The sequence below is a fragment of the Cupriavidus basilensis genome, assembly GCF_000876015.1.
Lineage (GTDB): Bacteria > Pseudomonadota > Gammaproteobacteria > Burkholderiales > Burkholderiaceae > Cupriavidus > Cupriavidus basilensis_B.
Genome location: NZ_BBQM01000027.1, coordinates 19,206 through 36,139, shown reverse-complemented (window position 1 = coordinate 36,139; position 16,934 = coordinate 19,206). Strand labels below are relative to the sequence as shown.

The window sequence follows — 16,934 nt, the reverse complement described above, 5'->3', positions numbered from 1 at the left end:
ACGCCGCGGCGGCTGTGTCTGCTTGCTGTGTCTGCGTTCAGTAACCGCGCTGCAGGTCGACCACGCCGGCAATCGGCTGGCCCGCCCCGAGCGCGCGGATCTTGCCGGCGATCTGGGCGATGCTGTCCTCGCGCAGCGTCAGCGCGGCGATGTGCGGCGTGATGGTGATGCGCGGCTCGCCCCAGAACGGATGCTCGGCCGGCAGCGGCTCGGTGCGGAACACGTCCAGCGTGGCGCCGGCAATCTGGCCGGACTGCACCGCCGCCAGCAGGTCTTCCTCGACCAGATGCTGCCCGCGCGCCACGTTGACGAGATAAGCGCCCTTGGCCAGCTTGCCGAACAGAGCCGCGTCGAGCATGTTCTCGGTCTGCGGCGTCAGCGGCAGCACGTTGACCAGCACGTGCAGCCCGTCGAGGAACGCGGCCTGCCCGGCCTCGCCGGCAAACCCCTGCACACCCTCGATCTCGCGCGGCGTGCGGCTCCAGCCGCGCACCGGAAACCCGAAACCCGCCAGCGCCCGCGCGATCTGCGCGCCGAGCGTGCCCACGCCCATCACGCCCACGCTGAAACCCGCGCGGCGATGCGGCTTGAGAAAGCGCCAGTTGCCGGCCTGCTGCGCCAGCGCGTATTCGTCCAGGCGGCGGAAATAGCGCAGTACCGCGTGCGTCACGTACTCGATCATCTGCGCGGCCATGCCGGCATCGTCCAGGCGCACGATGGGCACGCCGTCCGGCAGCGCGCGCGGATCGTCGTCACGCAGGCGCAGGATGCCGTCCACGCCGGCGCCGAGGTTGAACACCGCCTTGAGGTCGGTGCGCCCGCGCAGCATCTCCAGCGGCGGGCGCCACACCACGGCGTAGTCAGCGCGTTCGGATTTGCTGTCTTCCCAGGTCAGGCATTGTGCCTCCGGCAGGGCTTCGGAGAAGCCGTCGATCCAGGGTTGGTAGCGGCCGTCGGGCACGTACAACTGCAGCTTCATTTCTTCTCCACAGGGGGTTCTTATCGTGATTTGGTCTATTTTCGCAGAGATGGGGTGGGAGTGGGGGGCTTCTGGGGGCCTGGCGGCGGCGGGGGGTGTTCGTTTGGTTTCTTGGTTGACTGTTGAGGGTCAAGGGTGACTGTTGAACGGGGACTGTTGAACGTCAAAGTCAACTGCTGAACGTCAACGGCTGAACGTCAAAGTCAAAGTCAACTTCAAAGTCAAAGGCTTTCGCTCCCCCGGAGCGACCTACTTTCTTTTCCCCGAAAAGAAAGTAGGCAAAGAAAGCGGGCTGCCTGGCCGGCAGGGGCAGAGCCGAACAGTGTTGCTGGTTGTTGGTGGTTTCGTGGTGGGGGTGGTGGTTCTGCTGGGGTTCTGCCGGTACCGGTTTTGGTGGTCGCGTTCTCTCGGGTGGTGTTCGATTCGTGGTGGCGCTGCATGATGGCGGTGGCCCAGGCCCTTCGGGCTGCTGCCGCGACCGCGGCAAATGCATACGGCATAGGAACGGTGCTGGTTTCGTGGTGGGCGTGGTGGCCCCCATTCGATCTCAGTGCCAAACGGTTTTGACTTGAGAGGTAATCCGGGTCAAAGCAACCCAACACACTCGCGCGGGGTCCACCACGCCCACCACGAAACCAGTGCCGGTGCTACGCCGTGACCGCCAAAACCGGTAACGGCAGATGCCCGAACCAGCAGTGCGCCCGCCATCATAGGTCTGACCCCGAAACCCATACCGCCAGCCAGATCGTGGCCGCTCGCACCGGTAACGGCAGGATGCCAGCAGAACCGCAAGCCCTACGACGAAACCAGCAACCAGAGAAACCCCAACGTTTCTGCCCCTGCCGGCCAGGCAGCCCGCTTTCTTTGCCTACTTTCTTTTCGGGGAAAAGAAAGTAGGTCGCTCCGGGGGAGCGAAAGCCTTTGACTTTGACTTTGACGTTCAGCCGTTGACGTTCAGAAGTTGACTTTGACGTTCAGCCACCGACGTCAAACCATTGAAGCCAAAGCCAACTTCGAAGTCAGCCAATCCCCCCCACCACCCCGAACAAAAAAATCCCCCTACCCACCATACCCCTCAGTCCGAATATCCAACCTCGCCAGCAAAGCCCGATCCCGATCCGCCTGCGGATTGGCCGTCGTCAACAGCCGATCCCCATAAAAAATGGAATTGGCCCCCGCCATGAAACACAACGCCTGCAACGCATCATCCATCGCCTCGCGCCCGGCCGACAGCCGCACCATCGCCCGCGGCATGGTGATGCGCGCCACCGCGATGGTGCGCACGAACTCGAACGGGTCGATCGGCTCGGCGTGGGCCAGCGGCGTGCCTTCCACGGCCACCAGGTTGTTGATGGGCACCGACTCGGGATACGGGTCCATGTTGGCGAGCTGGGCGATCAGCCCGGCGCGCGCGTCGCGCGATTCGCCCATGCCGACGATGCCGCCGCAGCAGACGTGGATGCCGGCGTCGCGCACGTGGCCGATGGTGTCGAGGCGGTCCTGGTAGGTGCGGGTGGTGATGATCTCGCCGTAGAACTCGGGCGAGGTGTCGAGGTTGTGGTTGTAGTAGTCCAGGCCCGCTTCCTTCAGGCGGCGCGCCTGCTCGGCTTCGAGCATGCCGAGCGTGACGCAGGTCTCCAGGCCCATCGCCTTGACTTCCTTGACCATCTCGATGACCGGCTCGAGGTGGCGCTCCTTGGGGCTGCGCCAGGCCGCGCCCATGCAGAAGCGGCCGGCACCGCTGGCCTTGGCGGCGCGCGCGGCTTCGAGCACTTCGTCCAGCGCCATCAGCTTCTCGGCCTTGACGCCGGCGTCGTGGTGCGCGCTCTGCGGGCAGTAGCCGCAATCCTCCTCGCAGCCGCCGGTCTTGATCGACAGCAGCGTGGAGAGCTGCACGGCGTTGGGGTCGAAATTCTCGCGGTGCACCTGCTGGGCGCGGAACAGCAGGTCGTTGAACGGCAGCGCGTAGAGCGCGGCGACGTCGGCCACGGACCAGTCGCCGGGCTTGGCGGGCGCGGGTTCGGCGAAGCGGCGGGCGGTCTGGCGCAGGCTGTCGGCGGAGATGGTGGCGATGGCGTCGCCGGCGAGGGTGTTATTGGTCATGGTCGTTTCCGTGTTCTGTCTTGTCTTGGGGGATAGGTTCCGCGCGCCGCGCTCAGCCGAGCAGCGGCGCGAGCGCCAGCCGGCCGGCGGCTTCGGCCGGCGGCACCTGCCACGGCAGCGTGCCGAGCAGGGGCGCGTCCAGCGTGCGGCGCAGCGTGTCGATGTTTTCGTCGGCGAGGTCCATGTCCGGGTCGATGCGGTTGGCGATCCAGCCGGCCAGGCGCAGGCCGCGCGCGCGCACCGCCTCGGCGGTCAGCAGCGCGTGGTTGATGCCGCCCAGGCGGATGCCCGCCACCAGCACCACCGGCAGGCCGAGCATCACGGCGAGGTCGGCCGTGTCCCAGCCGCCGTCCGCGGCCGGCGCGCCATCGAGCGGCACGCGGAAGCCGCCCACGCCTTCGACCACCACCGCATCGGCGCGCGCCCGCAGGGCGGCGAAGGCGGCGCGGATCGGCTCGCGCGTGATGCGCGCGCCTTCGGCGGCGGCGGCCAGGTGCGGCGAGGCCGGCGTGCGCAGCAGGAACGGGCAGGTCAGCGCCCGCGGCACGTCCACGGCGCTGGCCGCGCGCAGCTGCGCGACGTCGTCGTTGTGCCAGTGGTCGCCGCGCCATTCGCTGCCGCTGGCCACGGGCTTCATGCCCACGGCCTGGCGGCCGGCGGCGCGCAGCGCGTGCAGCAGGGTGGCGCTGGCGTGGGTCTTGCCCACGCCGGTGTCGGTGCCGGTGACGAAGCACGCGAACGGGGCCGCGCTCATGCTGCCGCTCATGCGATCTCCCTGCGCGGCACCACGCTGCCGAGGCTGGCCAGCAGGCGCTCCACGTCGGCCTGCGCATGCGCGGCCGAGAGCGTGATGCGCAGCCGCGCGGTGCCGGCCGGCACCGTGGGCGGGCGGATCGCGCCGACGCGGATGCCGTCGGCCTCGAGCGCCGCGGACAGCGCCAGCGCGGCCACGTTGTCGCCCACGATCACCGGCTGGATGGCGCTGGCGCTCTCGCCCAGGCGCCAGCCGGCGGCGCGCGTCAGGCCGGCCAGGCCGCCGCGCAGCGTGCGGATCAGCGCGGCCAGATGGGCGCGGCGCTGCCGCCCTTCCTCGCCGGCGATCAGCGCCAGGCTGGCCGACACCGCGTGCGCCACCGCGGGCGGCGCGGCGGTGGTGTAGATGTACTGGCGCGCGGTGTTGATCAGGTGCTCGATGATGGTTTCGTGCGCGGCCACGAAGGCGCCCGCCACGCCGGCGGCCTTGCCCAGCGTGCCGACGTAGATCAGGCGCGGCGAGGTCAGCGCGAGGTGCTCGAGCACGCCGCGGCCGGACTCGCCCAGCACGCCGAAGCCGTGCGCGTCGTCGACGATGATCCAGGCGTCGTGGCGCTCGGCCAGCGCCAGCAGTTCGTCCAGCGGCGCGAGATCGCCGTCCATGCTGAAGATGCTGTCGGTGACGATCAGCTTGAGCGGGGTGGCGGCGCCGGCCAGCAACTGCTCCAGCGCGGCCACGTCACGGTGCGGGTAGCGCGTCACCTTGGCGCGGGCCAGGCGCGCGCCGTCGATCAGCGAGGCGTGGTTCAGCTCCTCGCAGAACAGCGTGGCGTCGGCGCCGCCGAGCGCGCTCAGCACGCCCATGTTGGCCATGTAGCCGGTGCAGAAGTACAGCGCGCGCGCATGCGGGATGTGGGGCGCGAACCATTCGCCCAGCTCGCTCTCGAGCAGGTGGTGCGCCTGCGAGTGGCCGCTCACCAGGTGCGACGCGCCGCTGCCCGCGCCGTAGCGGCGCGCGCCCTCGGCCATCGCCTCGACCAGCGCCGGGTGGTTGGCCAGTCCCAGGTAGTCGTTGCTGCAGAAAGTCAGCAGCGCGTGGCACTCGCCGCCGGCGTCGCTGACTTCCTGGTGCGGCGCGCACGCGGTGTGGGCGGTGCGGCGGCGGCGCGTGAGGGCCTGCTCGTCGCGCTCGGCGGCGGCCAGCTTCAGGTGTTCAAGCAACATCGTGCGTCTCCGTGGGTTGCGCCGGCGCGGCGGCTGGTACGTCTGCCGGCGCGGCGGCCGGTCCGGACAGTACCGTGTCGAGCGTGGCGTGCAGCCGGTCCGCCAGCCATTGCGCCATGTCCGCGTCGAACACGTAGGGCGGCATGACGTAGAGCGTGCGGCCGATCGGGCGGATCAGCACGCCGTGCGCGCGCGCGGCGTGGTGGAAGCGCGCGGCGAAGTCGCCGGCGCCACCCGGCACGCAGGCTTCGCGCACGTCGGCGGCCCAGATCAGGCCGCGCTGGCGCACGTGCTCCAGCCGCGCGTCGGCGGCCAGCGCGGACATGGCGCGCGCCAGCCACTGCGCGCGCTCGCGGTTGCGCGCCACCACGCCGTCCCGCGCGAACAGGTCGAGCGTGGCGAGCGCGGCGCGGCAGGCGAGCGGGTTGCCGGTGTAGGAATGCGAATGCAGGAAGCTGCGGGCGCGGTCGGGGTCGTGCGCCGCGGTGACGAAGGCGTGCTGCAGCGCGCTGCGCGACATCACCAGCGAGAGCGGCAGATAGCCGCCGCTGATGCCCTTGGACAGGCACAGGAAATCGGGCCACAGGTGCGCCGGCAGCGGGCCATCCGCGGCGGGCTCGCCGCGCGACTGCTCCCAGGCGAAGAAGGTGCCGGTGCGCCCGCAGCCGACCGCGATCTCGTCGGCGATCAGGTGCACGCGGTAGCGGTCGCACAGCGCGCGCACGCCGGCCAGGTAGAGCGGGTCGTGCATCGCCATGCCGGCCGCGCACTGCACCAGCGGCTCGACGATCAGCGCCGCGATCTGGCCGCCGCGCGCCTGCAGCAGCGCCTCCAGCTCGGCGAGCGCGCGCTGCGCCACCTGTGCCGCGCTCTCGCCGGGCGCGGCCTGGCGCGCGTCGGGCGACATCACCACGTGCGACTGCATCAGCATCGGGTCGTAGGCGTCGCGGAAGATCGCCACGTCGGTCACCGCCAGCGCGCCCACGGTCTCGCCGTGGTAGCCGTGGCGCAGGCAGACGAACTCGCGCTTGCCCGGCAGCCCGGTGTTGCGCCAGTAGTGGAAGCTCATCTTGAGCGCGATCTCGACCGCCGAGGCGCCGTCGCTGGCATAGAACACGTGGCCCAGCGCGCCGCCGGTCAGCGCCGACAGGCGCTCGGCCAGCTCCACCGCCGGCGCGTGCGTGCAGCCGGCCAGCATGACGTGCTCGAGCGTGTCGAGCTGCGCGCGCAGCGCGGCGTTGATGTCGGCGTTGGCGTGGCCGAACAGGTTGACCCACCACGAGCTGGTGGCGTCGAAATAGCGCTGGCCGTCCTCGCCGTGGAGCCACGGCCCCTCGCCGCGGGCGATGGCCAGCGGCAGCTCGCCGGCGTCGGGCCGCAGCGGCGTGCAGGGATGCCACACCGCGCGCAGGCTGCGTTCGCCGAGCGACGGCGCGGCTAGCGCCGCGCGCGGGGATTGGGACTGGTTGTCCAAGGAAACCCTCCTTTGTTGACCGCGCACCGTGCCGGCCGGGCCGGCGGGCGCCGGCGCGGCGGCACTCGCGTGCGCGTTGGGGAGAGTCATGGTAGGGAGCTCCCCTGCCCCTTGGCAAACAGGCCCGGTTTTACACGTTAGCGGCATGTTGAGCGACAAACCGCGAAGAAGCCGGCAAGCGTCCGGCATCGTGCCGCCAGCATGCGCCGATCCGCGCAGCGGATGTGGCCGATGCGCCGCGGCGCGCTCAGGATGGCGGGCCGGACGGCGGCCCCGGCTCCCGGAAAAGGCGCGCCGCCGCGCCCCCCGGCGTCATGGCGCCTCCCCCAGCATGTCGCCATCCACATAAAGCCAGCGCGGCGCCTCGCCGGCGGCGCGCGGCTCGCGCACGAAGCGGCTGCGCTCGTGCAGCCGCCACGCGCGCCCGCCGACCTTGTAGCGCGCGACGAACTCCACCTGCGCGTGGGTCTCGTCCTGCTGCGCGTGCGCCTTGATCGCCAGCCCGAGCCAGCGCGTGGCGGTATCGGGCGCGAGATCGGGCGGGCAGGTCGACGGATGCCAGGTCTGGCGCAGCCACGCCACGTCGCCCATCACGTAGGCGCAATAACGCGAGCGCATCAGTTGCTCGGCATTGGCCGGCAGCGCCTCGCCGCGGTGGAAGCGCCCGCAGCAGGCGGCGTACTCGCCACCGCCGCACGGGCAGGCCGCGGCGCCCGCGCCAGGCTTGCGCGCATCTTTCATCCGATCCGCTCCGGCAGCTCGCGCATGTCGGCGAAGGTGCTGCCCGCGCCGGCCGCCAGCAGCGTGGCGGCAGCGTTGCGCGCGGCATAGCCGAACACCGTCATGCCGGCCGCCACGCCGGCGGTGATGCCGGCCGGGCTGTCCTCGATCACCGCGCAGCGCGCCGGCGCCACGTTCATGGTGCGCGCGGCCAGCAGGTACACGTCGGGCGCGGGCTTGCTGCGCGCGACCTCGGTGGCCGAGAAGATGTGCTCGCGCTCGTCCTGCCGGAACAGCTCCACCAGCCCGGTGCGGGTCAGCTGCAGCTTGACCTTGATGCGGTCCGCGCCGGAGGCCACGCACACCGGCAGGCCGGTGGCGGCAATGGCGGCGACCGCCTCGCGCACGTGCGGCACGGCCTGCACTTCGGCCTCCAGCACCGCGTTGCGGCGCGCGAACCAGTGCGACAGCCAGTTCTCCGGCAGCGGCGCGCCGCGCCTGCGCTCGATGTTGGCGAGCTCCTCGCGCACCGCGCGGCCGAGGAACCACTCGGTGGATTCCTCCAGCGAGATGCGGATGCCGAGCTCGTTGAGCATCTCGTTGAGCACGCGGTTGACGATGGGCTCGCTGTCGACGAGCACCCCGTCGCAGTCGAAGATCACGCAATCGAAACGGGGATGGCGGACCGGCCGGATACTGGCATTCATGCGGGTTTCTTTTCCTTGCTGCTGTCTGTGTTGCTGGTTGTGCCGCCGCCGGCCACCGCGCGCAGTTCGGTCTGGCGGCGGCTCTTGAGATGGGCCTCGATCTGCTCGAAGCGGTCGAAGCCCCAGAACGGCTCGCCGTCGATGATGACGAAGGGCGAGCCGAACACGCCCTTGGCCATCGCCACCTCGATCTCCGCCTTGAGCTGGTCCTTGATCTGGAAGCTGCTGGCGCCGGCGTCCATCGCGTGCGCGTCGATGCCGAGCGGCTCGGCCAGCTTCACCAGCTCGGCCGGCTCGGCGATGTTGACGTCGTCGACGAACAGCGCATGGTAGACCGACTTGGCGAAGGCCGAGGCGATGTCCGCGCCGTGATGGTTCTGCAGCCACAGCATGGCGCGCGCGGCCTGCGTGGTGGGCAGCGGGAAATGCGTGGGGCGCTTGTACTCGATGTGGTGGAAGGCCGCGGTACGCTCGAAATCGAGCCAGCAGTAGTCGCCCTTGAGCGGCACGTGCGGCAGCGGCGCGCTGCCGGTGGTCTTGAACACCACCCCGAGCAGGATCGGATGCCAGGCCACGAAGCGGCCGTATTTCTGCGCCAGCTCGTCGATGCGGGTGCTGGCGAAGTAGCCGTAGGGCGAGGAGAAATCGAAGTAGAAATCGATGGGGGCGGTCATGGCGTGGGGGACTCCTGGGGTCTGGCCGGGTTCGATGCTGCGTTGGGTTGGTGCTGCACTGGGTTCGGTGCCGTGCTGCCGCGCCGGCTTGGCGCGCGGCAGTCGTCAGGATAACGCGCGCGCGATCAGGATCTTCTGGATGTCGCTGGTGCCCTCGTAGATCTGGCAGACGCGCACGTCGCGGTAGATGCGCTCGACCGGGAAATCGCTGACGTAGCCGTAGCCGCCGAATACCTGGATGGCGGCCGAACAGACCGCCTCGGCCATCTCGCTGGCGTAGAGCTTGGCCATCGCGGCCTCCTTCAGGCACGGGCGCCCGGCGTCCCGCAGCGAGGCCGCGTGCCACACCATCTGGCGCGCCACCTCGATCTTGGTGGCCATCTCGGCCAGGCGGAACTGCACCGCCTGGTGCGCGAACAGCGGCTGGCCGAAGCTCTCGCGCTCCCTGGCGTAGGCCAGCGCCGCCTCGAAGGCCGCGCGCGCCATGCCGATGCTCTGCGAGGCGATGCCGATGCGCCCGCCTTCCAGCCCCGACAGCGCCATCTTGTAGCCGGCGCCTTCGTCGCCGAGCAGGTTGGCGGCCGGCACGCGGCAGTCCTCGAACACGATCTGGGCGGTGTCGGACGAATGCTGGCCGAGCTTGTCCTCGATGCGCGCGACCACGTAGCCGGGCGTGGCGGTCGGCACCAGGAAGGCGCTGATGCCGCGCTTGCCGGCGGCCTTGTCGGTCACGGCCAGCACGATGGCCACGTCGGCGTTCTGGCCGCTGGTGATGAACTGCTTGACGCCGTTGAGCACGTAGTGGTCGCCGTCGCGCACGGCGCTGGTGCGCAGCGCGGCCGCGTCCGAGCCGACGTGCGGCTCGGTCAGGCAGAACGCGCCGAGCATCTCGCCGCGCGCCAGCGGCACCAGCCACTGCCGCTTCTGCGCCTCGCTGGCGAACGCCATCAGCATGCTGCACACGGGGCAGTTGTTGACGCTGATGACGGTGGAGGTGCCGCCGTCGCCGGCGGCGATCTCCTCGAGGATCAGCGCCAGCGAGAGATAGTCCAGCCCGGCGCCGCCGTACTGCTCCGGCACCGCCACGCCGTAGGCGCCGAGCGCGGCCAGCTCGCGGTGCACGGCCTTGGGGAAGGTCTTGTCGCGGTCCCACGCGGCGGCGTGCGGCGCGATCTCCCGTTGCGCGAACTGGCGCACGGCGTCGCGGATCATTTCCTGTTCGGGTGTGAGCAGCATGTCGTCCCTGTCTCTATCTCTGTTCTGTTTTTCCGCGCGGCCGGCGCCGCGCGGCGCCGGCCCGGCTCACCACGGAATCACCGCGCCGTCGTAGTTGCGGAAGCCGCCGTTGTCGTGCCGCGTGGCGCCGGCCATCACGCGGCGCATGCCGGCCACGCTCTGCTGCGGCGTGATGTCGGCTTCCTTGCCGCCCATGTCGGTCTGCACCCAGCCCGGGTGGAAGGCCAGGCAGGTGGCGTGGCGCGCGTCGAGCGAGGCGGCCTTGAGCGCGGCGTTGGCGGCGGCCTTGCTGACGCGGTAGAGCCAGCTGCGGTTGCTGTCCATCGCGCCGATGCTGCCCATGCGCGAGGCCAGCACCGCCAGCACGCCGCCCTGGCCGCCGCGGCCGGTTTCCACCATCGGCAGCAGCAGCGGCAGCGCCATCATCGGGCCGAGCACGTTGACGTGCATCACGGCGTCGAAGTCCTGGCGCGAGACCGGCTGCGCGCCTTCGGTGCGCGGGCCGATCACGCCGGCGTTGTAGACCGCCACGTCGAACGATTCGCCATCGAGCTTCCAGCCCAGCCCGGCGACCTGCCCGGCGTCGGTCAGGTCGGCGCGCAGCGCCTCGGCGCCGAGCGCCTCGATGGCGGCGATGCCTTCGTCACTGCGCGCCACGGCCAGCACGCGCCAGCCGTCGGCGCGGTACTGGCGCACGAATTCGAGGCCGATGCCGCGCGAGGCACCGAGGATGAGAGCGGTAGGCAAGACGGACTCCTTGTTTCTGGTCGATGGATTGCGGGGCCGCGGCCGCGCGCCGCCGGGCGGCGCGCGCCGGATGCCCCGGGTGGTCAGATGATTTCCAGCCCCACGGCGGTGGCCTCGCCGCCGCCGATGCACAGGCTGGCCACGCCGCGCTTGCCGCCGGTCTTGCGCAGCGCGCCGATCAGCGTGGCCATGATGCGCGCGCCCGAGGCGCCGATCGGGTGGCCCAGCGCGCAGGCGCCGCCGTGGATGTTGACCTTGGCGTGCGGGATCTTGAGATCGTGCATGGCGGCCATCGGCACCACCGCGAACGCTTCGTTGATCTCGAACAGGTCGACGCTGTCGGTGGTCCAGCCGAGCTTGCGGTAGAGCTTGCCGATGGCCTCCACCGGCGCGGTGGTGAACCAGCCCGGCTCCTGCGCGTGCGTGGTGTGGCCGAGCAGGCGGGCCACCGGCTGCAGGCCGAGGCGCTTCGCGGTGGACTCGCGCATCATCACCAGCGCGGCGGCGCCGTCGTTGATCGACGACGACGAGGCGGCGGTGATGGTGCCGTCCTTGGCGAACGCGGGCCTGAGCGAGGGGATCTTGTCGAGCTTGATGCGGCGCGGGCCTTCGTCGGTGTCGATGACGGTGTCGCCGCCGCGCCCGGGCACCGTCACCGCGGCGATCTCCCAGCGGAAGTCGCCGCGCTCGGTGGCCTGCTGCGCGCGCCGCACGCTTTCCATCGCGAACTCGTCCTGCGCGGCGCGCGTGAAGCCGTACTTCGACGCGCAGTCCTCGCCGAAGGTGCCCATCGAGCGGCCGCCGCCCTTTTCGTCGCGGATATAGGCGTCCTCGAGGCCGTCGAGCATCATGTGGTCGAAGATCATGCCGTGGCCGATGCGGTAGCCGCCGCGGCCCTTGGGCACGAGATAGGGCGCGTTGGTCATGCTTTCCATGCCGCCCGCCACCGCGACCTCGAACGCGCCGGCCAGCAGCGCGTCGTGCACGGTCATGGCCGCGCGCATGCCGGAGCCGCACATCTTGTTGACGGTGGTGCAGCCGGTGCCCATCGGCAGGCCGGCGCCGAGCGCGGCCTGGCGCGCGGGCGCCTGGCCGAGGCCGGCCGGCAGCACGCAGCCGAACACCACTTCCTCGACCTGCTCCGGCTTGAGGCCGGCGCGCTCCACCGCGGCGCGGATGGCGGCGGCGCCGAGCTGCGGCGCGGTCAGCGCGGCGAACTCGCCCTGGAAGGCGGCCATCGGCGTGCGGGCCGCGGATACGATGACGACGGGATCTTGCATGGTATGTCTCCGTTGATGTGTGGGTTGCAATGGCGGGCGGCGCGAACCGCCCTGCCGTGAATGCGCCGCTGCCGCGCCGCGCGCGTCAGCGGATCGACGCCTGCGGCGGATCGCCGAACTGGCGGTACGCCGCCTCGAGCTGCAGGTGCAGCTCGTCGTTGCTACTGGCGGCCATGCCGAGGTCGCGCAGCAGGCCGTCGGACACGCCGTAGACCCAGCCGTGCACGGTCACTTCCTGGCCGCGGCTCCAGGCGTCCTGCAGCACGGTGGTCTGGCACACGTTGTTGACCTGCTCGATCACGTTGAGCTCGCACAGCCGCGTGTGGGCGTCTTCCTCGCGCGTCACGGTGCCCAGGTAGGCGCCGTGCTTGTCGGCCACGTCGCGCACGTGGCGCAGCCAGTTGTCGGCAAGGCCGACGCGCTCGCGCATCAGCGCGACCTTCACGCCGCTGCAGCCGTAGTGGCCCACCACGGTGATGTGGCGCACCTTGAGCACCTCCACCGCGAACTGGATCACCGACAGCGCGTTAAGGTCGCTGTGCACGATCACGTTGGCGATGTTGCGGTGGACGAACACCTCGCCGGGCGCCAGCCCGAGGATCTGGTTGGCCGGCACGCGCGAATCGGAGCAGCCGATCCACAGGTATTCGGGCGCCTGCTGGTTGGCCAGGCGCATGAAGAAGCCGGGGTCTTCCGCGTTGACGCGGTCGACCCACTCGCGGTTGTTGCGGAACAGTTGATCGATGGCGTCACTCATGCTGCCCTCCTCGCGGCGGCAGCGGGCTCGCCGTAGCGGTTGATGAAGCGCTCTTTGACGTCGTAGGCATAAAAGTCATGGATGTGTCCGGCCAGCAGCCGGTCCTTGTGGCCCTGCCACATGGCGGGGTCGAAGAAATCTTCGTGGTGGCGCAGGAACGCCGCGCGCACGCGCGCGTCGCCCAGCAGGAAAGTGCGGTAGGTCTCCGGGAAGATGTCGTGGCGGCCCACGCTGTACCAGGGCTCGCCGGACATCTCCTCCTCCTCGTTGCGCGGCTGCGGCACGCGGCGCACGTTGATGTCGGTCAGGTATTCGATCTCGTCGTAGTCGTAGAACACCACGCGGCCGTGGCGCGTGACGCCGAAGTTCTTGTACAGCATGTCGCCGGGGAAGATGTTGGCGGCGATCAGCTCCTTGATGGCGTTGCCGTACTCGACGATGCCGTGCTCGACCTGCGCGTCCGAGCCTTCCTGCAGCCAGATGTTGAGCGGCGTCATGCGGCGCTCGATGTAGACGTGGCGCACCACGATCTCCTCGCCGCCGTCCTTGCCGCGCTGGTATTCGATCATCGACGGCGCGTGCAGTTCCAGCTCGCGCACCAGCGCGTCGTCGAAGCGCGACAGCGGGAAGGCCACGTCGGAGTATTCGAGCGTGTCGGCCATGCGCCCGACACGGTCGTGCTGCTTGACGAGCTGGTACTTGGACTTGACCAGCTCGCGCGTGGTCTCCTTGGGCGCCGGGTAGAAATCCCTGATGACCTTGAACACGTAGGGATACGACGGCAGCGTGAACACCAGCATCACCAGGCCCTTGATGCCGGGCGCGCTGATGAACTTGTCCGACGAATGCTGCAGGTGGTGCAGGAAGTCCCGGTAGAACAGGTTCTTGCCCTGCTTCTGCAAACCCAGCGAGGTGTAGATTTCGGCGCGCGGCTTGCGCGGCATGATGTCGCGCAGGAAGGTCACGTAGGCCGAGGGAATCTCCATGTCGACCATGAAGTAGGCGTGCGTGAACGAGAACAGGATCAGCAGCTGTTCCTTCTTCAGCAGCACCGTGTCGAGCATGAGCCTGCCGCCCGGCGCGTGCACGATCGGGATGGCCAGCGGGTAGGTGCGGTCGGCGTTCACCACGCGGCCGATGATGAAGGCCGACTTGTTGCGGAAGAACAGCGACGACAGCACGTGGACCTGGAAATTCGGCGCGATGCGGAAGTCGCCGAAATACTCGGTGACGGCGCGCACCACGTAGTCGATGTCGCGCCGCAGGTCCTCGAACGGCAGATCGAGCTGGAAGTTGTGGACGATGCGCTCGAAGCAGGCCGCCATGCCGGCGCGGCTGCCCGGGTAGTAGGCGCGGAAGGTCGGCCGCGTGGGCGACTCCTCGTTCTCGATGTACTCGGTCGAGATGGCCGGGCGCACGAAGATGAAGTCGTTGTTGAAATACGAGCGGTGCAGGATGCGCGTGCACACCGAGTTGAAGAAGGTCTCGGCCAGCTCGGGCTGGTGATGGTTGGTCAGCAGGCCGATGTAGTGCAGCTTGATCTGCTGCCAGATCTCGTCCTCGATGCGCTCGGCGTCGTATTCGTCCTCCAGGATCACGCTGGTCTCGCGCACGCGCTCGTTGTAGAAGGCGATGCGGTCGCGCTGGAGCTGCTGCAGGCCGTGCCAGTCCGCCGCCTCGAAGCGCCGCTTGGCTTCGTGGCTGACCTCGCGGAACAGGCGATAGTGCTTGTCGAACCCGTCCAGCATGGTGCGGGCCACGTCGTAAGCGATCTGCGAGGACAGCAGCTTGGGGAAGTGGGACATGGCGCGGGCCGGTGGCAAGGAAAAAGCGACGACTGCGGGCAACGACTGCGAGTTTCCGGAGATTGTAAATTGGTTCGAGGGGCCGGCGCTGCCTGTTTGGCGCGATGGCCGGCCGCCGGCCCGCTTGTCACGCTGGCGTCACATCGTCTCGGCGTACAGTTCGCGCCCGATCAGCATGCGGCGGATCTCCGAGGTGCCCGCGCCGATCTCGTACAGCTTGGCGTCGCGCCACAGCCGGCCCACCGGGTATTCGTTGATGTAGCCGTTGCCGCCCAGGATCTGCACCGACTCGCCCGCCATCCACGTGGCCCTCTCCGCCGTGTACAGGATCACCGCCGCGCAGTCCTTGCGCACCTGCCGCACGTGCTCGCGGCCCAGCGCGTCGAGGTTCTTGCCGACCGTGTACAGGTAGCTGCGCGCGGCCTGCAGGGTGGTGTACATGTCCGCCACCTTGCCCTGGATCAGCTGGAACTCGCCGATGCTCTGGCCGAACTGCCTGCGGTCGTGGATGTAGGGCGTGACCACGTCCATGCACGCCTGCATGATGCCGACCGGCCCGCCCGAGAGCACCGCGCGTTCGTAGTCCAGCCCGCTCATCAGCACCCGCGCGCCGCCGTTCTCGGCGCCGAGGATGTTCTCCACCGGCACTTCCACGTCCTCGAACACCAGCTCGCCGGTGTGCGAGCCGCGCATGCCGAGCTTGTCCAGCTTCTGCGCCACCGAGAAGCCCTTCATGCCCTTCTCGACGATGAACGCGGTCATGCCGCGCGCGCCCAGGTCCGGCTCGGTCTTGGCGTAGACCACCAGCACGTCGCAGTCCGGGCCGTTGGTGATCCACATCTTGGTGCCGTTGAGCACGTAGCGGTCGCCCTTGAACTCGGCGCGCAGCTTCATGCTGACCACGTCGGAGCCGGCATTGGGCTCGCTCATGGCCAGCGCGCCGATCCAGTCGCCCGAGACCAGCTTGGGCAGGTATTTCGCTTTCTGCGCGGCGCTGCCGTTGCGGTGGATCTGGTTCACGCACAGGTTGGAGTGCGCGCCGTAGGACAGGCCGACCGAGGCCGAGGCGCGGCTGATTTCCTCCATCGCCACCATGTGGGCGAGGTAGCCCATGCTGGCGCCGCCGTATTCCTCGGCCACGGTGATGCCGAGCACGCCGAGGTCGCCCATCTTCTTCCAGGCGTCCATCGGGAACTGGTCGGTGCGGTCGATCTCGGCGGCGCGCGGGGCCAGCTCGGCCTGCGCCCAGTCGCGCACGCTCGCGCGCAGCATGTCGATGTCTTCGCCGAGGTGGAAGTTCAGGCCGGGGAGTTCTGTCATGTCGGTCTCCTTATCGTGATCGCGTGATTGCGTGATTGCGTGATTGCGTGAGCGCGCGATCGTTGTCTTCGTGCGCCGGACCGTCGTCAGACGTGGCCGAGCGTGCGCACCACGCACAGCGTCATCAGCATGGTGGCCACCTGCTTGCGCGCGCCGTCCTTCTCGCAGAACACGTCGCCCTGCGCCACGATCAGCGTGCGGCCGGGCTTGAGCACGCGGCCCACGGCGACCAGCCGCTCGCCCTGCGCCGGCGACAGCAGGTTGATCTTGTACTCGGCGGTCAGCCCGGCCTCGCCCTCGGCCACCATCGACAGCGCGGCGTAGCCGCACGCGCTGTCGGCCAGCGCGCCGACCGTGCCGCCGTGGAAGAAGCCGTGCTGCTGGGTGACGCCCTCGGACCACGGCATGGCGATCTCCACCTCGCCGTGCTCGATGCGCGTGAGCGCGGCGCCGAAGGTGGTCATCAGGCCCTGGCGGGCAAAGCTGGTGGCGATGGCGTCCGCGCGGGCCGCGGGAAGCGTGTTGCCGGAGACGGGAGCGGGGGCTGCGGGCATGGCGTTTCCTGGGTTGGCCGGCCGCCGGGCATGATGATGCGATGGCGCGGCGGCACGGATGACGGATTGCGAAGCTATTTTATTTACGTTTACGTAAACGTCAATCAAATCCGGCGCCAAGCGCCAGAAAGACGGCCATCAGGCGCTTTTGACTTCGGCGCCCGGTCCGGCGGCCTGCCCGGCGAGCAGCGCGCGGCACTGCCGCTCGTGCTGGTCGATCTCGGCCAGCTGGGCCTGCAGGTCCTCCAGCTGGCGCTCGAGCGCGCCGCGGTGCCGCGCCAGCGAGTGCAGGAAGCGCTCTAACTGGGGCGCGGTGTCGCGCGGCGACTCGTAGAGATCGAGGATCTCGCGGATCTCGTTGAGCGTCAGGCCCAGCCGCTTGCCGCGCAGCGTGAGCTTGAGGCGGGTGCGCTCGCGCCCGTTGTAGACGCGCTTGCGCCCGCCCGGCCCTTCGCGCTCGGGCGCCAGCAGGCCCTGGTCCTCGTAGAAGCGGATGGCGCGCGGGGTCACCTCGAACTCGCGCGCGAGGTCGGTGATGGTGTAGGTCGGCGCGGCTGGCAAGGCTGGCGAAGCTGGCATGGTGGCCCGTGAAAAGTGAACG

At 69.7% G+C, this 16,934-nt stretch carries 16 protein-coding genes; all 16 read right to left on the bottom strand.

Annotated features, from left to right (window positions below; all coding sequences use genetic code 11):
• Positions 1-37: 37 nt before the first annotated feature.
• The gene (locus KF708C_RS28855) at positions 38-979 is read right to left on the bottom strand and encodes a 2-hydroxyacid dehydrogenase (RefSeq protein ID WP_020206983.1); all 942 of its coding nucleotides are present in this window, start codon (positions 977-979) and stop codon (positions 38-40) included.
• A 1,059-nt stretch (positions 980-2,038) separates the two neighbouring features.
• A complete protein-coding gene (gene bioB / locus KF708C_RS28850; protein ID WP_059414785.1) occupies positions 2,039-3,082 on the bottom strand; it encodes a biotin synthase BioB in 1,044 nt (347 codons plus the stop codon).
• Positions 3,083-3,134: 52 nt separating this feature from the next.
• Positions 3,135-3,848 carry a dethiobiotin synthase gene (gene bioD / locus KF708C_RS28845; protein WP_059414783.1) on the bottom strand — a complete coding sequence of 238 codons (714 nt, stop codon included), beginning with the start codon at positions 3,846-3,848 and terminating at the stop codon, positions 3,135-3,137.
• The gene (gene bioF, locus KF708C_RS28840; RefSeq protein ID WP_059414778.1) at positions 3,845-5,059 is read right to left on the bottom strand and encodes an 8-amino-7-oxononanoate synthase; all 1,215 of its coding nucleotides are present in this window, start codon (positions 5,057-5,059) and stop codon (positions 3,845-3,847) included. The genes bioD and bioF overlap by 4 nt, the downstream gene beginning before the upstream one ends.
• On the bottom strand, positions 5,049-6,533 hold the full coding sequence (gene bioA / locus KF708C_RS28835; protein WP_059414776.1) for an adenosylmethionine--8-amino-7-oxononanoate transaminase: 1,485 nt from the start codon (positions 6,531-6,533) through the stop codon (positions 5,049-5,051). The genes bioF and bioA overlap by 11 nt, the downstream gene beginning before the upstream one ends.
• Positions 6,534-6,845: 312 nt before the next feature.
• Complete coding sequence (locus KF708C_RS28830) at positions 6,846-7,274, bottom strand: YchJ family metal-binding protein (protein WP_020206775.1); 429 nt, start codon at positions 7,272-7,274, stop codon at positions 6,846-6,848.
• Entirely contained in the window at positions 7,271-7,960 is a 690-nt protein-coding gene (locus KF708C_RS28825) for an HAD family hydrolase (protein ID WP_059414774.1), read from the bottom strand. The genes KF708C_RS28830 and KF708C_RS28825 overlap by 4 nt, the downstream gene beginning before the upstream one ends.
• Positions 7,957-8,634, bottom strand: coding sequence for a 2-hydroxychromene-2-carboxylate isomerase (locus KF708C_RS28820; RefSeq protein WP_020206773.1), 678 nt, complete (start codon positions 8,632-8,634; stop codon positions 7,957-7,959). The genes KF708C_RS28825 and KF708C_RS28820 overlap by 4 nt, the downstream gene beginning before the upstream one ends.
• Before the next feature lie 105 nt (positions 8,635-8,739).
• The gene (locus KF708C_RS28815) at positions 8,740-9,870 is read right to left on the bottom strand and encodes an acyl-CoA dehydrogenase family protein (protein WP_059414771.1); all 1,131 of its coding nucleotides are present in this window, start codon (positions 9,868-9,870) and stop codon (positions 8,740-8,742) included.
• 66 nt (positions 9,871-9,936) lie between these two features.
• Positions 9,937-10,617: an SDR family oxidoreductase gene (locus tag KF708C_RS28810; RefSeq protein ID WP_020206771.1), complete on the bottom strand. Its 681-nt coding sequence runs from the start codon at positions 10,615-10,617 to the stop codon at positions 9,937-9,939.
• Positions 10,618-10,700: 83 nt separating this feature from the next.
• The gene (locus KF708C_RS28805; protein WP_020206770.1) at positions 10,701-11,897 is read right to left on the bottom strand and encodes an acetyl-CoA C-acetyltransferase; all 1,197 of its coding nucleotides are present in this window, start codon (positions 11,895-11,897) and stop codon (positions 10,701-10,703) included.
• 85 nt (positions 11,898-11,982) lie between these two features.
• The gene (gene can, locus KF708C_RS28800) at positions 11,983-12,654 is read right to left on the bottom strand and encodes a carbonate dehydratase (RefSeq protein ID WP_059414769.1); all 672 of its coding nucleotides are present in this window, start codon (positions 12,652-12,654) and stop codon (positions 11,983-11,985) included.
• Entirely contained in the window at positions 12,651-14,459 is a 1,809-nt protein-coding gene (gene aceK / locus KF708C_RS28795) for a bifunctional isocitrate dehydrogenase kinase/phosphatase (RefSeq protein ID WP_020206768.1), read from the bottom strand. Before aceK ends, can begins: the two co-directional genes overlap by 4 nt.
• A gap of 138 nt (positions 14,460-14,597) precedes the next feature.
• Positions 14,598-15,779, bottom strand: a complete 1,182-nt coding sequence (locus KF708C_RS28790; RefSeq protein ID WP_059414767.1) for an isovaleryl-CoA dehydrogenase — start codon at positions 15,777-15,779, stop codon at positions 14,598-14,600.
• 86 nt (positions 15,780-15,865) lie between these two features.
• Positions 15,866-16,333, bottom strand: coding sequence for a PaaI family thioesterase (locus KF708C_RS28785; RefSeq protein ID WP_059414765.1), 468 nt, complete (start codon positions 16,331-16,333; stop codon positions 15,866-15,868).
• Positions 16,334-16,471: 138 nt separating this feature from the next.
• Positions 16,472-16,912, bottom strand: coding sequence for a MerR family transcriptional regulator (locus tag KF708C_RS28780; RefSeq protein ID WP_029044304.1), 441 nt, complete (start codon positions 16,910-16,912; stop codon positions 16,472-16,474).
• Positions 16,913-16,934 lie beyond the last annotated feature (22 nt).